Origin of the sequence: Streptomyces sp. PU-14G (assembly GCF_041028275.1) — a bacterium.
Classification (GTDB): Bacteria; Actinomycetota; Actinomycetes; order Streptomycetales; family Streptomycetaceae; genus Streptomyces.
The window spans coordinates 1-14,999 of sequence record NZ_JASKYT010000181.1; the positions used below are offsets into that span (position 1 = coordinate 1).

Annotated in this window: 11 protein-coding genes and 1 tRNA gene; 4 read left to right on the forward strand and 8 right to left on the reverse strand. The window is 73.6% G+C overall.

Annotated elements, in window-relative coordinates:
- Window positions 1-114: 114 nt before the first annotated feature.
- On the reverse strand, window positions 115-1,524 hold the full coding sequence (locus tag AB8Z75_RS20680; RefSeq protein ID WP_369204122.1) for an amidase: 1,410 nt from the start codon (window positions 1,522-1,524) through the stop codon (window positions 115-117).
- A 139-nt stretch (window positions 1,525-1,663) separates the two neighbouring features.
- Window positions 1,664-2,674 carry a D-2-hydroxyacid dehydrogenase gene (locus AB8Z75_RS20685; protein ID WP_369204124.1) on the reverse strand — a complete coding sequence of 337 codons (1,011 nt, stop codon included), beginning with the start codon at window positions 2,672-2,674 and terminating at the stop codon, window positions 1,664-1,666.
- A 247-nt stretch (window positions 2,675-2,921) separates the two neighbouring features.
- Between AB8Z75_RS20685 and AB8Z75_RS20690 the strand changes: the two genes are divergently transcribed.
- The 3 genes from AB8Z75_RS20690 to AB8Z75_RS20700 all read left to right on the forward strand — a co-directional run bounded on the left by AB8Z75_RS20690 (window position 2,922) and on the right by AB8Z75_RS20700 (window position 6,266).
- Complete coding sequence (locus tag AB8Z75_RS20690) at window positions 2,922-3,884, forward strand: decarboxylase (protein WP_369204139.1); 963 nt, start codon at window positions 2,922-2,924, stop codon at window positions 3,882-3,884.
- A gap of 215 nt (window positions 3,885-4,099) precedes the next feature.
- A complete protein-coding gene (locus AB8Z75_RS20695; protein ID WP_369204126.1) occupies window positions 4,100-4,837 on the forward strand; it encodes a decarboxylase in 738 nt (245 codons plus the stop codon).
- Between the two features lie 304 nt (window positions 4,838-5,141).
- Entirely contained in the window at window positions 5,142-6,266 is a 1,125-nt protein-coding gene (locus AB8Z75_RS20700; RefSeq protein ID WP_369204128.1) for an LLM class flavin-dependent oxidoreductase, read from the forward strand.
- Here AB8Z75_RS20700 and AB8Z75_RS20705 read toward each other — a convergent pair.
- Complete coding sequence (locus AB8Z75_RS20705) at window positions 6,245-7,996, reverse strand: putative bifunctional diguanylate cyclase/phosphodiesterase (RefSeq protein ID WP_369204141.1); 1,752 nt, start codon at window positions 7,994-7,996, stop codon at window positions 6,245-6,247. The two genes, AB8Z75_RS20700 and AB8Z75_RS20705, sit on opposite strands and share 22 nt — an antisense overlap.
- A 526-nt stretch (window positions 7,997-8,522) precedes the next feature.
- Here AB8Z75_RS20705 and AB8Z75_RS20710 point away from each other — a divergent pair.
- The gene (locus tag AB8Z75_RS20710) at window positions 8,523-9,713 is read left to right on the forward strand and encodes a M6 family metalloprotease domain-containing protein (protein ID WP_369204130.1); all 1,191 of its coding nucleotides are present in this window, start codon (window positions 8,523-8,525) and stop codon (window positions 9,711-9,713) included.
- 78 nt (window positions 9,714-9,791) lie between these two features.
- On the opposite strand, the gene AB8Z75_RS20715 is transcribed toward AB8Z75_RS20710, so the two are convergent.
- The 5 genes from AB8Z75_RS20715 to AB8Z75_RS20735 form a co-directional block, all read right to left on the reverse strand.
- A tRNA-Lys gene (locus AB8Z75_RS20715) sits at window positions 9,792-9,865 on the reverse strand.
- A 175-nt stretch (window positions 9,866-10,040) separates the two neighbouring features.
- Entirely contained in the window at window positions 10,041-10,445 is a 405-nt protein-coding gene (locus tag AB8Z75_RS20720) for a hypothetical protein (protein ID WP_369204132.1), read from the reverse strand.
- A gap of 236 nt (window positions 10,446-10,681) precedes the next feature.
- On the reverse strand, window positions 10,682-12,061 hold the full coding sequence (locus AB8Z75_RS20725) for an AAA domain-containing protein (RefSeq protein WP_369204134.1): 1,380 nt from the start codon (window positions 12,059-12,061) through the stop codon (window positions 10,682-10,684).
- The gene (locus AB8Z75_RS20730; protein ID WP_369204135.1) at window positions 12,058-13,593 is read right to left on the reverse strand and encodes a hypothetical protein; all 1,536 of its coding nucleotides are present in this window, start codon (window positions 13,591-13,593) and stop codon (window positions 12,058-12,060) included. The genes AB8Z75_RS20725 and AB8Z75_RS20730 overlap by 4 nt, the downstream gene beginning before the upstream one ends.
- Window positions 13,593-14,873 carry a hypothetical protein gene (locus AB8Z75_RS20735; RefSeq protein WP_369204137.1) on the reverse strand — a complete coding sequence of 427 codons (1,281 nt, stop codon included), beginning with the start codon at window positions 14,871-14,873 and terminating at the stop codon, window positions 13,593-13,595. The genes AB8Z75_RS20730 and AB8Z75_RS20735 overlap by 1 nt, the downstream gene beginning before the upstream one ends.
- Between the last annotated feature and the right edge of the window lie 126 nt (window positions 14,874-14,999).

The following is a 14,999-nucleotide window of genomic DNA, read 5'->3' on the forward strand; positions in this document are numbered from 1 at the left end:
CGCCTGGCCGGCGAGGCCCCGGGGGTTTGGGGGCGGAGCCCCCACCACGGCCGAGGGCACCCTCACGAAAGAAGGGGAAGACCATGGGGGGCCAGGGGCGCAGCCCCGGGGAGGTCACAAGGCGGAGGGGACCTCGGAGGTGATGCCGCTCTCGAACAGAGCGTGCGCAGCACCCAGCACGAGGGCATCCGCGTGCCGAGCCCCGACAAGTTGTACTCCCACAGGCAACCCCCACTCATCCGCCCCGCACGGCACCGACGCCGCGGGCTGCTGCGTCATGTTGAACGGATAGGAGAAGGGCGTCCATTCCGTCCACCGCCGCATCCCGGACCCCTCCGGCACCTCGACGCCCGCCGCGAAGGCGGTCAGCGGCATGGTGGGCGTCACCAGCAGGTCGTACCGCCCGTGGAAGGCACCCATGTGTGCGCCGAGCGCCATGCGCTCGTCGACGGCGGCCAGGTAGTCGAGCGCGCTGCGCGCCGCGCCGTCCTCGCAGATCTCCCGCAGGCCGGGATCCAGCCCCGCCCGCTGATCATGGCTGAAATGTTGCGTGACGCGTGCGGCGCCGCTGAACCACAGGGTGTGGAAGGAATCGACGGGGTCCGTGAAGGGGGGGTCGGTCTCCTCCACGACCGCGCCGAGCGATTCGAGCAGGTCCACGGCCTTGCGCACGGCTGCCGCGACGTCGGGGGCCACCCGGACCCGCCCGCCGAAGTCGGGGGAGTAGGCGACGCGCAGCCCCCGCACCCCCTCGGCGCCGGCCGCGAGCGCGCCGCGGAAGCTGTGGAACACGGGCCCCAGGTGGGACCAGTCGCGCGGGTCCGGGCTGCTGATGACGTCCATCAGCAGCGCCGCGTCCTCGGCGTCCCGCGTCATGGGGCCGACGTGCGCGAGGGTGCCGAAGGCGCTCGCCGGGTAGATCGGCACGCGCCCGTAGGTGGGCTTCAGCGCGAAGATGCCGCAGAAGGAGGCGGGGATGCGGACGGACCCGCCGCCGTCCGTGCCGAGCGAGAGCGGCCCCGCACCGGCCGCCACGGCAGCCGCGCTGCCGCCGCTGGAGCCGCCCGCCGTGCGGTCGGGCGCGTGCGGGTTGCCGGTCGCTCCGTGGCGGGGGCTGTCGGTGACGCCCTTCCAGCCGAACTCGGGGGTCGTCGTCTTGCCGAGGAAGACGGCGCCGTTCTCGCGCAGCCGGGCGACCGAGGGCGAGTCCTCGTCCCAGGGCCCGTCGCCGGAGACGGCCTGTGACCCCTTCAGCGTGGGGCCGCCGCGCTGGAGCAGGATGTCCTTCACGGTGACGGGCACCCCGTCGACGGGGCCCAGCGGCTCACCGCGGCGCCACCGGTCCGTGGACTCCTCGGCCTGGCGCAGCGCGGCTTCCTGGTCGATGCGGACGAAGGCGTTGACCCGCTCCTGCGTCTCCGCCGCGCGCTCCAGCGCCGCCCGGGTGACCTCGGTGGGGGAGAAGTCCCCCGTTTCGTAGCCCGCCGCGAGCTGGGTCGCGGTCAGGGCGGTGAGATCGGACATGACGAAACCTCCCGAGAGACCGGGCGGCCCCCGACGGGCCGCCCGAACCGAGGGGCCCCGGTCTGGCGGGGCCCCGACAACGCCGATGCCGGGCCCCGCCGGGCCCGTGGACGGGTCCTGGCGGGGCGCCCGCAGGGGCTCAGGGCTGCGGTGCTGCCGGTCCGGCAGGCGCAGTGGCGGCCGCGGGGGCCGTGGGGACGTAGCCGAGGCGCTTGTCGACGACGTTGAGCAGCGGTTGGCCCCTCTCCCAGCGGTCGTAGTTGTCGAGGAACTGTTCGGCGAGGTCGTCGCGCCAGCCGAGGGTGTCGCCGCACATGTGGGGGGAGATGAGCAGCCCGGGGACGTCCCACAGCCTGCTGTCGGCGGGGAGGGGCTCCTCCGCGAACACGTCGAGGGCCGCTCCCCTGATCCGGTGCTCCAGGAGGGCGTCGACCAGGTCGTCCTCGACGACGTGCTGGCCCCTGCCGACGTTCACGAAGTGCGCTTCGGGCTTCATGCGCGCAAACATGGCGGTGTCGAACATGCCCGCGGACTCGGGTGTCAGCGGTGCCACGCACACGACCCAGTCGGCGTCGCCGACGAGGTGGGGGAGGGAGGCGGTGGCGTGGACGTGCCCGAATTCGGGGTCGTTGTCCCGCGCGGTCCGGCCGACGAGGTCTACATTGACACCGAGTGCCAGGAGTGCGCGGCCGATTTCCCGGCCGATCGGCCCCGAACCGACGACCGTCGCGCGACTTCCGCCGACGCGGAATGTCTCCCGGTGCCGCCAACGCCTCTGTCGTTGCAATTCCCAAGTGCCACGGAAATCCTTGGCCATGGCTAGTACGAGGCCCAGGACGTATTCGGCAATCGGCCGGTCGAAGACGCCTCTGGCATTCGTGATGACGGTGTCGCGCGCGTCGGCCAGTTCCGGAAGCAGCCGGTCCACTCCGGCGCTGGGGGTGTGCACCCAGCGTGGCCGCGGGCCGTCGCCCGGCCACGCGTGGCGGACCGCGTCGGAGAGGAAGTCCCAGACCAACAGGACGTCGGCGGCGGGCAGTTGCTCGGCGAGCGTCTTCTCGTCGGCGTGGACGACGCGTGCGCGCCCCGCCAGCCTGTCGAGTCGCGGCAGCGGCTCGGCATCGAGGACAAGAACGCAGGTTTCGGACATAGGCAGGAAACCGTTTCGAAACGCAGGGACGGTTGGCTGAAGGTGTGAGCCGACGAGGGACGGGAACCAGCCTCAGATGGCGGGATTGACCACGGTAGGGAGCGGAAACTACCTTCGTCAACAAAGACATCTGCCCCGGCGTCCCGGCTTCTGACCGGCTTTGCAGTTCTTGTGGTTCCTTGACTTCCCTTGACTCAGGGGCCTTCTGGCCATGAGCCATTCCCCTCCGTTCTTTTGGGGCCCGAAAATGGACGTCTCCTTCCTCGGCGGACCGCTGCCGCAGCGCGGCGTGGGAATCGTCGCTCCCTTCGACTTCGCACTGGACCGCGAACTCTGGCGCTGGGTGCCGGACGACGTGTCCCTGCATCTGACCCGTACCCCGTTCGTCCCCGTCGAGGTCAGCCTGGACCTCGCCCGCCTGGTCAGCGAGCACGAGACGCTCCGTGAGGCGGTACGGGCGCTCAGTGCCGTGGCCCCCGAAGTGGTGGCCTACGCCTGTACGTCCGGGAGTTTCGTGGGGGGCACGGCTGGTGAGCGGGCCATGACCTCGGCCATGGCCGACGCCGGCGAGATCCCCTCGCTCACCACCTCGGGCGCCCTGCTGGAGGCACTGCGGGAGATCGACGCCCGGCGGATCGCCCTGGTCACCCCCTACACGAAGTCGGTGACCGACTCGCTGGAGGACTACCTGGACGAGGCCGGCATCGGGATCAGCGGCCGCTGCTACCTGGGGCTGACCCGGCACATCTGGCGGGTGCCGTACCGGGACGTGGTCGACATGGCGCGGGAAGCGGTGGTGGACGCGCCCGACGCGCTGTTCATCTCCTGCACCAACCTGCCCACCTACGACGTGATCCCGCAGCTGGAGGCCGAGCTGCGGATGCCGGTGCTCTCCGCCAACCAGGTGACCATGTGGGCGGCGCTGCGCGCCGTCGGCAAGGAGGCGGTCGGCCCCTACCAGGCGCTGCTCGACCCGGTCGCCCGGCGCGGTCCTGCCGCCATGACGTCCTCGATCGCCACCCAGCCGCTCGCGCACGAGACGGACGGCCTGGTGGAGCCGGAGGACCAGTCGGTGGAGCACGAGCCGGAGGCCGCGCTCGCGGGTGCGGGCACCGAGCCCGCCGAGCCGCTGGAGGGGCCCGCCGACCTCGGCTACGGCCAGTCCCTTCACCCGGACGAGTGGGGCGGCGGCGCCCAACCCCCGGCCTGACCGGACCGGGGGCCCAACCCCCGGCCTGACCGGACCGGGGGCCCAACCCTCGGCCTGACCGGGCCAGGGGCTCGACCTGCCCCGCGACCTGACCGGACCCGGGCCTCACGGGGCCCGTGGTCCGACGAGACCCGGGTGCCTGACAGTGCCCGGGGAGTCATCCCCAGCACCCACATCACAGCGGCGACAGCTGCGAGCTCTCACAGGAGGCGTAGATGGCACAGGCGGCATCGGCCCCGGCGGTCGGATTCCTCTACCCCGGCTATTCGGCCGAGGACGACTATCCGAGGCTGGAGCGGATCCTCGCCGAGGCGGGCACCGAGGTGCGGCTGCCGCTGGTGCACACCGACATCGGCGAGGACGCACACCGGGTGGACGCCCTGCTGGAGATGGGCTCCGCCGGCCGGCTCGCCGCGAAGGTGGAGGAGGTCAAAGGCCACGGCATCCAGGCCGTGGTGTGGGCCTGCACCAGCGCGAGCTTCGTCTTCGGCTGGGACGGCGCGCACGAGCAGGTGCGGGAGCTGGGGGAGACGGCGGGGCTGCCGGCCTCCAGCACCTCCTTCGCCTTCGCCCATGCGGTGCGCGATCTCGGCCTCGAGCGGGTCAGTATCGCGGCGACCTATCCGGAGGACGTGGCCGACCTGTTCCGGGGTTTCCTGCGGGCGGCCGGGGCCGAGGTCGTCGCCATGCGCGGCAGCGGCATCATCACCGCGGCCGAGGTGGGCACCTGGGGCGAGGCGGAGGTGCTGGCCCTGGCCAGGGGCGGCGACCATCCGGAGGCCGAGGCGGTGCTGCTGCCGGACACCGCCCTGCACACCGCGGCCCACATTCCCGCGCTGGAGGCGGAGCTGGGCAAGCCCGTGCTGACGGCCAACCAGGTGACGGCGAAGGAGGGCCTGCGCCTGCTGGACGTCAAGGCGCGCTGCCCGGCACTGGGCGCCCTCTTCGCCTGACCGCTCCCTCACCGGCCGGGGTCCGGCCCTGACCGGTCCCTCACCGGCCGGGTGTCGGCCCGGCCCGGTCGGGGGACGGCCCTCACCGGCCGGGGGTCGGCCCTCACCGGCCGGGGGTCGGCCCTCACTGGTCGGGGTTGGCCCTCACTGGTCGGGGGTCGGCCCGTGGCCGGTCCGGCCTGCTGGGCCGCCCGGGAAGACAGGCGCCTTCCGAGGTGTTGTACCGGCCCGTGGGTGCTGCACCCCTATCCCTTCGGGGCGGGTCAGGCCCGCGTATCCGTACGCGCGAGGAAGGCGAGCCATCGTGGGCCACCAAGGCGAGGACGCACAGGGCAGCGGGCACCAGGGGCCCGGGATACGGGGTGAGGCGCGGGGTTCGGCCCCCGTGCCCCTCTCCGTCCTCGACCTGGTCAACGTGGGCGAGGGCTATACGGCGAGCGACGCGCTGGCGGCCTCGACCCGGCAGGCGGCGCTGGCGGACGCCCGCGGCTTCACCCGCTACTGGGTCGCCGAGCACCACTCGATGCCGGGCGTGGCCAGTTCCTCGCCGGCCGTCATCCTGGGGCACCTGGCCTCACACACGAGCCGCGTGCGCCTGGGTTCGGGCGGTGTGATGCTGCCCAACCACGCGCCGCTGGTCATCGCCGAGCAGTTCGGCACGCTGGAGGCGCTGGCCCCGGGCCGGATCGACCTGGGCCTGGGCCGTGCGCCGGGTACCGACGGCGCGACGGCCGCCGCGCTGCGCCGCACCGAGCGGCTGCGCGAGGGCGCCGAGGACTTTCCGCAGCAGCTCGCGGAGCTGATCCGCTTCCTGGACGACGACTTCCCCCAAGGGCACCGCTACGCCCGTATCCACGCCGTACCCGGGCCTGTGCAGGCCCAGGGCGCCGAGGCGAGGGCGGACGCGCACCGGCCGCCGGTGTGGCTGCTGGGCTCCTCCGGGTTCAGCGCGCAGCTGGCCGGGCAGCTCGGGCTGCCGTTCGCGTTCGCGCACCACTTCTCGGCCGCCAACACGCTGCCCGCGCTGGACCTGTACCGCGAGACCTTCCGGCCCTCCGCCGTGCTGGACGAGCCGTACGCGCTGATCGGTGCGTCGGCGCTGGCCGCCGACGACGAGAAGGAGGCCTACCGCCAGGTGCTGACGGGGGCCCTGTCGATGGTGCGGCTGCGGACCGGGCGCCCCGGTCTGATCCCGACCCCGGAGGAGGCGGAGGCTCACTCGTTCAGCCCCGTGGAGCGGGACTTCGTCGACAGTTGGCTGGGCAACGTCACCTACGGCACGCCCGACGCCGTGCGCGAGGGGCTGGACGCGCTGGTGAAGCGGACCGGCGCCGACGAGCTGATGCTCACGGCGAACGCGCACGCGCCCGAGGCGCGGGTCCGCTCCCTGGAGCTGATCGCCGACGCCTACGCGCTGCCCGCGGCCTGAACGGACCACGCCAGCAGCTCGGCGATCCGGTCGGCCTCCATCGGCTTGGCGTAGTGCCAGCCCTGGCCGGTGTCGCAGCCGATCCTGCGCAGCCGCTCGGCCTGCGCCGGGCCCTCCACGCACTCGGCGGTGACGGTCAGGCCCAGCTTGTGCGCCAGCTGCACCAGGGCCGTCACGATCGTCTCGTCCGCCGGGTTCTGGTGCCGGGCGGTGCGGAATCCGCGCACGAACATGCCGTCCAGCTTGAGGGCGCGCACCGGGAGGCGGCTGAGGTAGGCCAGGTTGGAGTAGCCGGTGCCGAAGTCGTCGATGGCGATGTGGACGCCCATCTCCGAGAGCGCCTGGAGCGCCTGGAGAGGGCGTCCGGCCGAGCCCATCACCGCCGACTCGGTCAGCTCCAGTTGGAGCAGGTGGGCGGGCAGCCCGGTCTCCTGGAGGATCTCGGCGACGTCCCGTACCAGGTCGGAGTCCCACACCTGGCGCACCGCCACGTTGACGCTCACGTACAGCGGCGGTCCTGGGTGGGCGAGCATCCAGCGCCGTGCCTGGCGGCAGGACTCCTGGAGCACCCACCGGCCGAGCGGCACGATGGCACCGTTCTCCTCGGCCAGTCCGATGAACCGGTCGGGGCTCAGCATCCCGAACTGCGGGTGGCGCCAGCGCACGAGGGCTTCGACGCCGCGCAGCACGTCGTCGCAGAAGCCGACGATGGGCTGGTACTCCAGCACGAACTCGCCGCGTTCCACGGCGCGGCGCAGCGTGGAGGAGAGGGCCTGGCGGGTCATGCGGTGGGCGTTGCGCTCGGGATCGAAGAGGGTCCAGCGGGCCTTGCCGTCGGCCTTGGCCCAGTACAGCGTGGTGTCGGCCGCCTGCATGAGCTCGGTGGGGGTGGTGCCGGCCGTCTCGCGTTCGACGACGCCGATGCTGGCGGAGACCGCGAGGCGCTGCCCGGCCAGGTCGAACGGGCGCTGGAGCGCGGCGAGCACCGACTGGGCGAGTGAGGTCACCTGTTCGGTTCCGGTGGACGATTCGACGAGCAGCGCGAACTCGTCGCCGCCGAGCCGTGCCACCAGGTGTCCGCCGTCGTCGCCGCCGCGGGACTCGGCGCACTGGGTGAGCCGCTGCGCGACCGCGTCCAGCAGGCTGTCCCCCACGCGGTGCCCGAGGGTGTCGTTGACGGCCTTGAAACCGTCCAGGTCGAGATAGCACAGGCCGGTTCTGCCGGTCGCCGAGTCGGCCAGGGCCCCGGCCAGCCGTTCGAAGAACAGGGTGCGGTTGGGCAGCCTCGTGACCGGGTCGTGCATCTGGAGGTGGCGCAGCCGCTCCTGCAGGTCGCGGCGTTCGCTGATGTCCGCGATGGAGAGCAGGGCCTCGTTGCCGTGCGCGGTGGGCGTCACGGTGATCTCCGCCCAGAGGGTGTGACCGTCGGCGTGCTTGAGCCTGCGGGTGCACGACATGCGCTCGGTGCGTCCCTGGAGTGCCTCGTGGTAGGCGCTGCGCACCCGCCCGTCCAGGCCGAGGCCCGCCAGCTCGGCGAGGGGACGTGCGGTCAGGCGCTGCGGATCGGCGCCGAGCAGGGTGCCCAGCGCGCGGTTGGCCGTCAGCACGCGGCCGTGGGGGTCGACGATGGCCATCGGCAGCTGCGCCGCGTGGAAGGCGGCCCGGAAGTCGCTCTCGCTGTGCCCGTGGTGTGCGCGCCGTCGCCAGCGCTTGTGGCTACTTTCCGTGATGGTCTGGGGTTGCGTTACGAGGGCTTCGCCGGAGTCTTTGCCCGGTCCTTCGAGGGGTCCGTTCACCGATCGCTCCGCGGGGGGCTCGTCTCGTGCGGATCGGTCGGCCGGCTGCCCGTAGGCCGCCCAGGGGAGGATCCGCGCTGGAAATGTGCCGATCATAGAGGTTGGTGCAAGAGCGGAGCCAGTGTCTCCGCTGCCGTTGCCGGTCACGGGAGCGGCCGGGGAGGGGTGTGCGTGCGAGGCTGACCGTTTCGGCGCCAGTGCTGCCAGTCCCCTGACCGCTAACGACCGAGCGTTACGAAGAGTAGTCATACTGCGGTTGACTCGACTGGACTACCGAAACGGTGCAGAGCCGGACATACGACGGGAGGGTGGTGAGGGTCCGCCGTTCCTTTTCCGGTGAGGTCTCCACGTGGCGCCTGCGTCGGTACCCGGGGGTGTTAACAGTTCGGCCCGCGGCCGTCCGGCCCACGGGCGCGGACGGCTGGGCCCCGGCATGCGGCACCGGGTGGGAGCGATCGTCATGGCGTTGACCGCCTTCATGGGGGTGGGGCTCGTCGCCGGGCCCGTGCGAGCCGTTGCGGCCGGCGCGCCGTGCGCGCTGCCACGCACCGAAGCGCACCACTCGTTGGGTTTGGACACCTGGAACGCCTCCTATCCGCGCCCCGAAGGGACGCTCGATGCCGCCCTTCTCTTTCTCTCTTTCCCCGATGCGACCCCCATGGCCACCCCTCGAGAGCTTGTGAACGACCATTTCCCGGCCACATCCGACTTCTTTTCGCGGGCGAGTTACGGAAAATTCCGCCTGCGTCCGCGTCCGGTGGACCGCTGGATCGAGATGCCCAAGCCGGCCGCGTCCTACGGCATCCAGCGCGACTGGGACGCTGACCTGCGTCTTTCCTATCTGCACGACGCTGTGGGGGCCGTTGATCCGTACGTCGACCTGGCCCGCTACGACGTCGTCTACCTCATCGCCGACCCCGACGCCCCCGGTGTGGACTCCGATGCGACAAAAGTGGTCAATCTTGATGAGCCGATCACCGCAGACGGGACCGAGCTGAACCGTCTCGTCACGGTGTTCGAACAGAGCCCGCCCGACCGCAACGTCCTCGCCCACGAGACCGGTCACCTCTTCGACCTGCCCGATCTCTACCAACGCCCCGCCGACGGCAAGGCCGACTGGGACACCCGCGTCGGCGACTGGGACCTCATGGGCAGCCAGTTCGGACTGGCCCCCGAGCCCTTCGGCTGGCACAAGTGGAAGCTCGGCTGGCTGGAACGAGCCAATGTCAGATGCGTGCCCGTCACCGGCGGCGCGCCCCCGCAGGCCCGCTACACCCTCCGGGCGCTGGCGGCGCCCTCCCGGCGTGCCGCGGGGCCCGACGGCGTCCGCCTCGTCGTCCTGCGCACCGGTGAGAACCGCGCCCTGGCCATGGAGGTCCGCGAACGCGCCGGCAACGACAGCCACGCGTGCTCCGAGGGCCTGCTGGTCTACCGGGTCAGCAGCGACACCCCCTCCACCCACGGCCCCATCGAGGTCGCCGACGGGCACCCCGACACCTCCGCCTGCCGCCAGACCTCCGTGCGCAGCAAACTCGCCGACGCCCCTCTGGGGGTGGGGGAGAGTTGGGCAGAGCCCGCCGAGGCCGTCCGTGTCGAGGTCACGGGGCGCACGGCGGACGGCGACTGGGAGATCCGCGTCCTCCGCGGCTGAGCGCGGCCCCGCCCGGCGCCGGGGCCGCGCTCAGACGACGAAGGCCCCCCGCTTTCACGGAGGGCCTTCATCTGTCTGTGCGCCGCCAGGGACTCGAACCCCGGACCCGCTGATTAAGAGTCAGCTGCTCTAACCAACTGAGCTAGCGGCGCCTGCTGACGTCGTAGACCTTAACACCCCGATCCGGTGAACCGGAAATCGATAATTCCGGCGGGCACCCTTCCCACCTGCACCCTTCCCACCTGCACGGTCGCGCGCCCACCGGCGTCCGACGTCACCCACCAGAGCCCACCGGAGCCCACCGGAGCCCACCGGCCGAGCGCCGGCTCAGCCCTGAGGCGGCGGCTGCGTGCCGGGCACCCGGTTCCTGAGCAGGTCCTGACCGAACTCGATCATCTTGCGCGCGTACTCCTCGGTCCACCCGCCGCGGTCCGCGATGGCGGCGTCGGGCAGCTTGTCGAAGCGCTGCGGGTCGGCGAGCTGCGCCGCGGCCGAGGCCTGGTACTCCTGGGCGCGGTCGGCGGCGGCCCGGAACGCGTGCACAAGCTCCGTCGAGCGGTCCAGCAGCTCGTTGGGGTCGGTGAGCGACTCCAGCCCGAAGAAGTGCTCGTCGTCCGGGGCCGCATCGGACGGTTCGAACAGCAGGGGCGCGGGGCGGCGGTACCGGGGACCGCCGCCGCTTCCCCCGGCGGAGGAGCGCGAAGGGTCCGGAGCCGAGTGCGGCTCAGACATGTACATACCTCCAAGGTCGTGGGCCGCCCCCCATTGTGCGCCCGGCACCCCCGCCGCCGCACGGGTCCAGGACAAGCCGTCCGCAACCGTGCGGCAGCCGTCCGCAACCGTGCGGCAGCCGTCCGGCAGCCGTCCGCAGCCGTCCGCCGAGGACCCGGTCCCGGGCCTGGGACCGGGCCCGGTCCCAGGCCCGGGAGCCGCAGTCGGGCCCCGGGCCCCCGGGAGCAGGCAGCCGGTCAGGCGAGCGGAACCCTGTGCTCCGCCAGGTGGGAGAGCACCGCCTGGTGGGCCTCCCAGCCGTCCGGCGCGAAGGAGGCGGGGCCCAGCTGGACCGGCTCTGTCGCCGGATGGTCGTCCAGCAGTTCGGCGACGCCCGCGCGGCACACCACCACGCACGCGTGCCGGTGCCGGGACGCCAGCACGCACAGCCGCCCCGTCTCCAGATGGAACTCGGTCGCGTCCGGCCGCCCGGACAGCGGGTGGAGAACGACCGTGACGTCGAACTCCCGGCCCTGCAACCGGTTGGCCGTGTCCACGGTGACCCGGGCGGCGCGCCCGTCGCCCTCGGCTTCCGCGTACGCGGCCAGGGCCGCGCGGACCGCCGCCGCCTGGTCGCGGTGCGCGGTGCCCACGGCGATCCGCTCGGGGCCCAGGACCGTGCCGCCGCCGTCCCCGTCCCGTTCGCCGTGCGTGCGCCCCTCCCGCTCCAGCATCCGGTGCACGAGGCGGGCCACCGCCGCCACGGCCTCCGGATCGGTGCGCGGTGTGCGCGCCGCGGGCAGCTCCAGCAGGCCCCACCCCGCAGCCGCCGCCTCGTCCAGCACCGCGTCCCAGGGCGAGCCGTCGGCAGGCGCGTCGAACGCGAGCCGGCGGTCGCCGGGGCCCGTGCCGCTGCGGAACGGCGTGTACGGGTAGAACGCCTCCGAGACCAGCTCGGCCGCCGAGTGCGGCAGCCGCCAGGAGACCGGCAGCCGGTGCTGGGGCAGCCCGGGATTGTGCGCCAGCAGGGTGCTCACGGCGCTGGCCGACGGGTCGTGCGCCTGGCCTGCCCACTGCTCGGCACCGACCTGGCTGAAGGGGTCCAGCTGCCCGGGGTCGCCCACGAACAGCGCCCGCTCGAAGAGCCCGGCCACGGCCAGCAGCGCGTCCGAGCGCATCTGGTACGCCTCGTCCACGATCGCGTGCCGCCACCGCTCCTCGCTGCTCACCCACGCCCACTTGGCGGCCGTGGAAACGACGACGTCCAGCCCGGCGAGGTCGGCGGGCTTCGCGGAGGCGCGCACCGACGGGTGGCGGTCCAGCGCCGGATCGTACGGCTTCGGCTCGCTGCTGTGCAGCCGTCCGATCGGCAGCTCGGCATCGGCCGTCGCCAGCCGGTCGACCAGGTCGTCCACCTGCGCGTTCGTCTGCGCGATGACCATGAGCGGATGTCCCGCGGCGGCCAGCTCACGCGCCGCGCGCACCACGAGGGTCGACTTGCCCGCGCCGGGCGGCGAGTTCACCACCACGCCACGGTGCGCGCCGTCCACGGCCGCGGCCAGGATCGCCTCGGTGGCCGCCGCGGCGGCCTGAGCCGGGGACGCGGCGGCCCCGGACTGCTCCACGAGCGTCGTCACAACACGTCCTCCGAGGTCACCGGGTCCGGCCGCTCCGCGCTCGGCTCACCGGGCGGGCCGCCGTGGGTCCAGGGGGTCTCCTCGGGCTCCGGCAGCCCGGGCCCGCCGCGCGGCGCGTGCTCGAACAGCGTCCAGCACACCAGATCGCCCTTCTGCGGCACGGTGCCCGGCGCGGGCTCCTTCGCCCGCCCCATCCCGTTCACCAGCCGCAGCACCAACTCCCCAGGCCCCGCCATCTCCACCAGCTCGGCCCGCTGCTGCCCGCCCTCGGGCAGCCTGCGGTGCAGCTTGTCCCCGTCGGTCAGCAGCGGCGCGTCCTGGGTGTGCACCGTCACCAGCGGGCGGGGTGAGGGACGCTTGCCCTCGGAGTAGGCCATCTCCACCTCCAGCACCTCGGCCGAGAACGCCTCGCCCGCCAGCCGCCGCACGGCCATCACCAGCGGATCGTCCAGCGCCTCCTGCGCCTCCAGCTCGGCCTGGCGCTGCTCCCGCATCGCCAGCTTGCGGGCCGCCGTGACCGCGTCGTCCTTGCGCGGCTGGGGCGGCTCGGCGGCCCGCAGCCGGTCCCTGTGGTGGGTGTAGGACTGCCGGTCGCGCCGCCACCTGTCGGGCACGTGCTCGGCCTCGGGCAGCGTGCGCAGCATCCCGACGCCCTCCCACATGGCCTCCCAGGTGGGGCGCAGCTGCGTCGCCACGAGTTCGTGCACCGCCTCCTCGGCGCCGGGCACACCCCGGTCGTAGCGGGTGAGTGCCGGAGCCAGCAGCTCGTTGTCGAACGCCGGATCGGTGGCGGGCCCCGCGGGCGGGACCAGCAACTGGCCCGAGGTGTCCCGGCCCAGCTCCGCGCGGAGCGCCGCCTCGGCCCCACTCGCCCCGTCCGGCGGCGCCAGCCACGCCAGCAGCGCCCCCAGGTGCTGGTCCTCCAGATGGCTCTGCCCCGTCGCCCAGTGCCGGGTCAGCAGCCCCGTCATGGACAGCAGCAGCGAGGAGCCCGGCACCCGGGCGCGCTCACCGTAGTGGCTCAGCCAGCGGCCCAGCAGCGGCAGCCGGGGCGGCGCCGGGTGCTCGGATTCCGGGTCCTCCTCGGCGGTGCGCCTGAACCGCGTCGAGCGCCCCAGCAGCCGCACGAAGTCCACACCGGGCCCGGTGGGCACCAGCAGTTGCGGCGCGTCGGTGCACAGCTCGGCCTCCACCGTGACCCGCTTGCCCGTCTCGGGGTCGGTCTCCTTGCGCTCGACGAGCTCCACCTCGTCCTGGCACGACTCCAGGTGCGGCAGCACCGCCTCGGCCAGCCGGTCCAGGAACGCGAACCGCAGATCGCGGTCGCGCGGCTGGGGAACGGTGAAGATCTCCGGGGCCGCCGGGTCCGTACCCAGCATCACCCCCAGCGGAGCGCCGTTCTCACCGGCCGTCGTCAGCGGGACGAGGACGAGTGGGCGCTCGGCCAGATGCCGGTGGCGAACGGTCGCCACCGGCCGCGCACGCCCGCAGGCGACGGCCTCCATCCGTGCCAGCGCGTTCAGCAGCGACATCAGCGCACCTCCGTGTCCCGCACGGCGGGAGTCTCGGCCGCCTCCCGTGCCGGGCCGCGTTCCGCCGCGGACTCCAGCGCCTCGGCGCGCAGCGCCGCCGCCCTGCGCAGCAGGGCCGCGGCCGGGTCCTGGGAAGCGGCGCTGTCCGGGTCCCCCGAGGCGGCGGCCAGGACGTCGGGCACCGTGGCCAGACCACCCAGCTCGCCCCGCACCGAGCGGCCCAGCGCGACCACCGAGCCCGCGCCGCGCGCCCGGTCCCGGCAATGGAACGCCAGCTCGCAGGTGGACAGGCACTCCGGCGCGTACGTGGCGGGCACCGACTCCACCGCGGCGGCCAGTTCCTCCGGCTGCTGCGTCGGCGCGAAGTGGGCGCCCTCGGGCAGCTCGGCGGCGATCTCCTCCAGCCGGGTCAGCCGCCGCAGCTGGCGCCGGGTCGCGGCGATCTGTTTGCGCAGCGGAAGCAGACCTGCGGTGGGCAGGTTGGAGAAGTCCTTCGGGCACACCAGCAGGGCGCTCTCCCGCACCGCACGGGGCTGCTTCTCCAGCGCCAGCGCGTACACGGCCGCCTGCCGCGCGGCGGCGCCGGCCTTCACCGCGTCGGCCGCGCCGTCCAGGATCGGGAAGGACTTGATCTCGATGATGCTGAGGGAGCCGTCCGGATGGACCGCCAGCGCGTCCGGCTCCAGGTAGGCGGTCGAGCCCGCCACCCGCAGCGCCAGCCAAGGGTGGTCGAGCAGGGCCCAGCGGCCGTCGGGCACCTCGGCCAGCGCCAGCCGGGTGCGCTCGGCGCGCCCTGCGGGACCGTCGGCGGCCAGGTCGGGCACGACGACCTGCTCCGGCTCAGGGCGGGCCTCGCCCATCTGCTCGCACAGCAGCGCGAGCAGCACCTCGCCGCCGTCCGCCTTCACGCGCGCCTCGAACGCGTTGCCGCGCACCAGCGCGAACTGGGACTGGCCGAACGGCGCGGGGGAGCCCAGCGCCTGCGCCACCGCGCCCTTGTCGACACCCGCGCCGTCCAGCAGCGCCCGGCGGTGGCAGCCCGGATTCGCGGCGAGGGCGGCCAGCGCCCGCGCGTCGAGGTGCTTCTGCGGCACGTCGGGGCCGCCGCGCAGCTCGGCGAGGCGCCGCGGCGAGGCCCCCGCCGGTGCCGGCGCCGGTGCCGGTCCCTGTGCCGGGGGCTGCGGCGTGTCCCTCGCGGACGGCCCGGACGTCGCGGACGCCCCGGACGGCCCGGACGTCCCGGACGGCGGGGTCTGCTTCGGTAGCGAAGAGGGTGTCATCGGCTGTGGCCTCGGGGGAGAGTGCGGTACCCGCCGAAGTCTCCCATCCGTCGCTGACAACGCACCCCGCAACCACCGCACCTGCACGATCCGCCGCTTCCCCTCCGCGCCCGAGCCGTTCCACCG

What these genes read in the sequence shown, in the direction of transcription:
- AB8Z75_RS20695 (WP_369204126.1), top strand. Translation starts at nt 4,100, where the DNA reads ATGGCACAGGCGGCATCGGCCCCGGCGGTCGGATTCCTCTACCCCGGC.
- AB8Z75_RS20685 (WP_369204124.1), bottom strand. Translation starts at nt 2,674, where the DNA reads ATGTCCGAAACCTGCGTTCTTGTCCTCGATGCCGAGCCGCTGCCGCGA.
- AB8Z75_RS20690 (WP_369204139.1), top strand. Translation starts at nt 2,922, where the DNA reads ATGGACGTCTCCTTCCTCGGCGGACCGCTGCCGCAGCGCGGCGTGGGA.
- AB8Z75_RS20735 (WP_369204137.1), bottom strand. Translation starts at nt 14,873, where the DNA reads ATGACACCCTCTTCGCTACCGAAGCAGACCCCGCCGTCCGGGACGTCC.
- AB8Z75_RS20720 (WP_369204132.1), bottom strand. Translation starts at nt 10,445, where the DNA reads ATGTCTGAGCCGCACTCGGCTCCGGACCCTTCGCGCTCCTCCGCCGGG.
- AB8Z75_RS20730 (WP_369204135.1), bottom strand. Translation starts at nt 13,593, where the DNA reads ATGTCGCTGCTGAACGCGCTGGCACGGATGGAGGCCGTCGCCTGCGGG.
- AB8Z75_RS20710 (WP_369204130.1), top strand. Translation starts at nt 8,523, where the DNA reads ATGGCGTTGACCGCCTTCATGGGGGTGGGGCTCGTCGCCGGGCCCGTG.
- AB8Z75_RS20680 (WP_369204122.1), bottom strand. Translation starts at nt 1,524, where the DNA reads ATGTCCGATCTCACCGCCCTGACCGCGACCCAGCTCGCGGCGGGCTAC.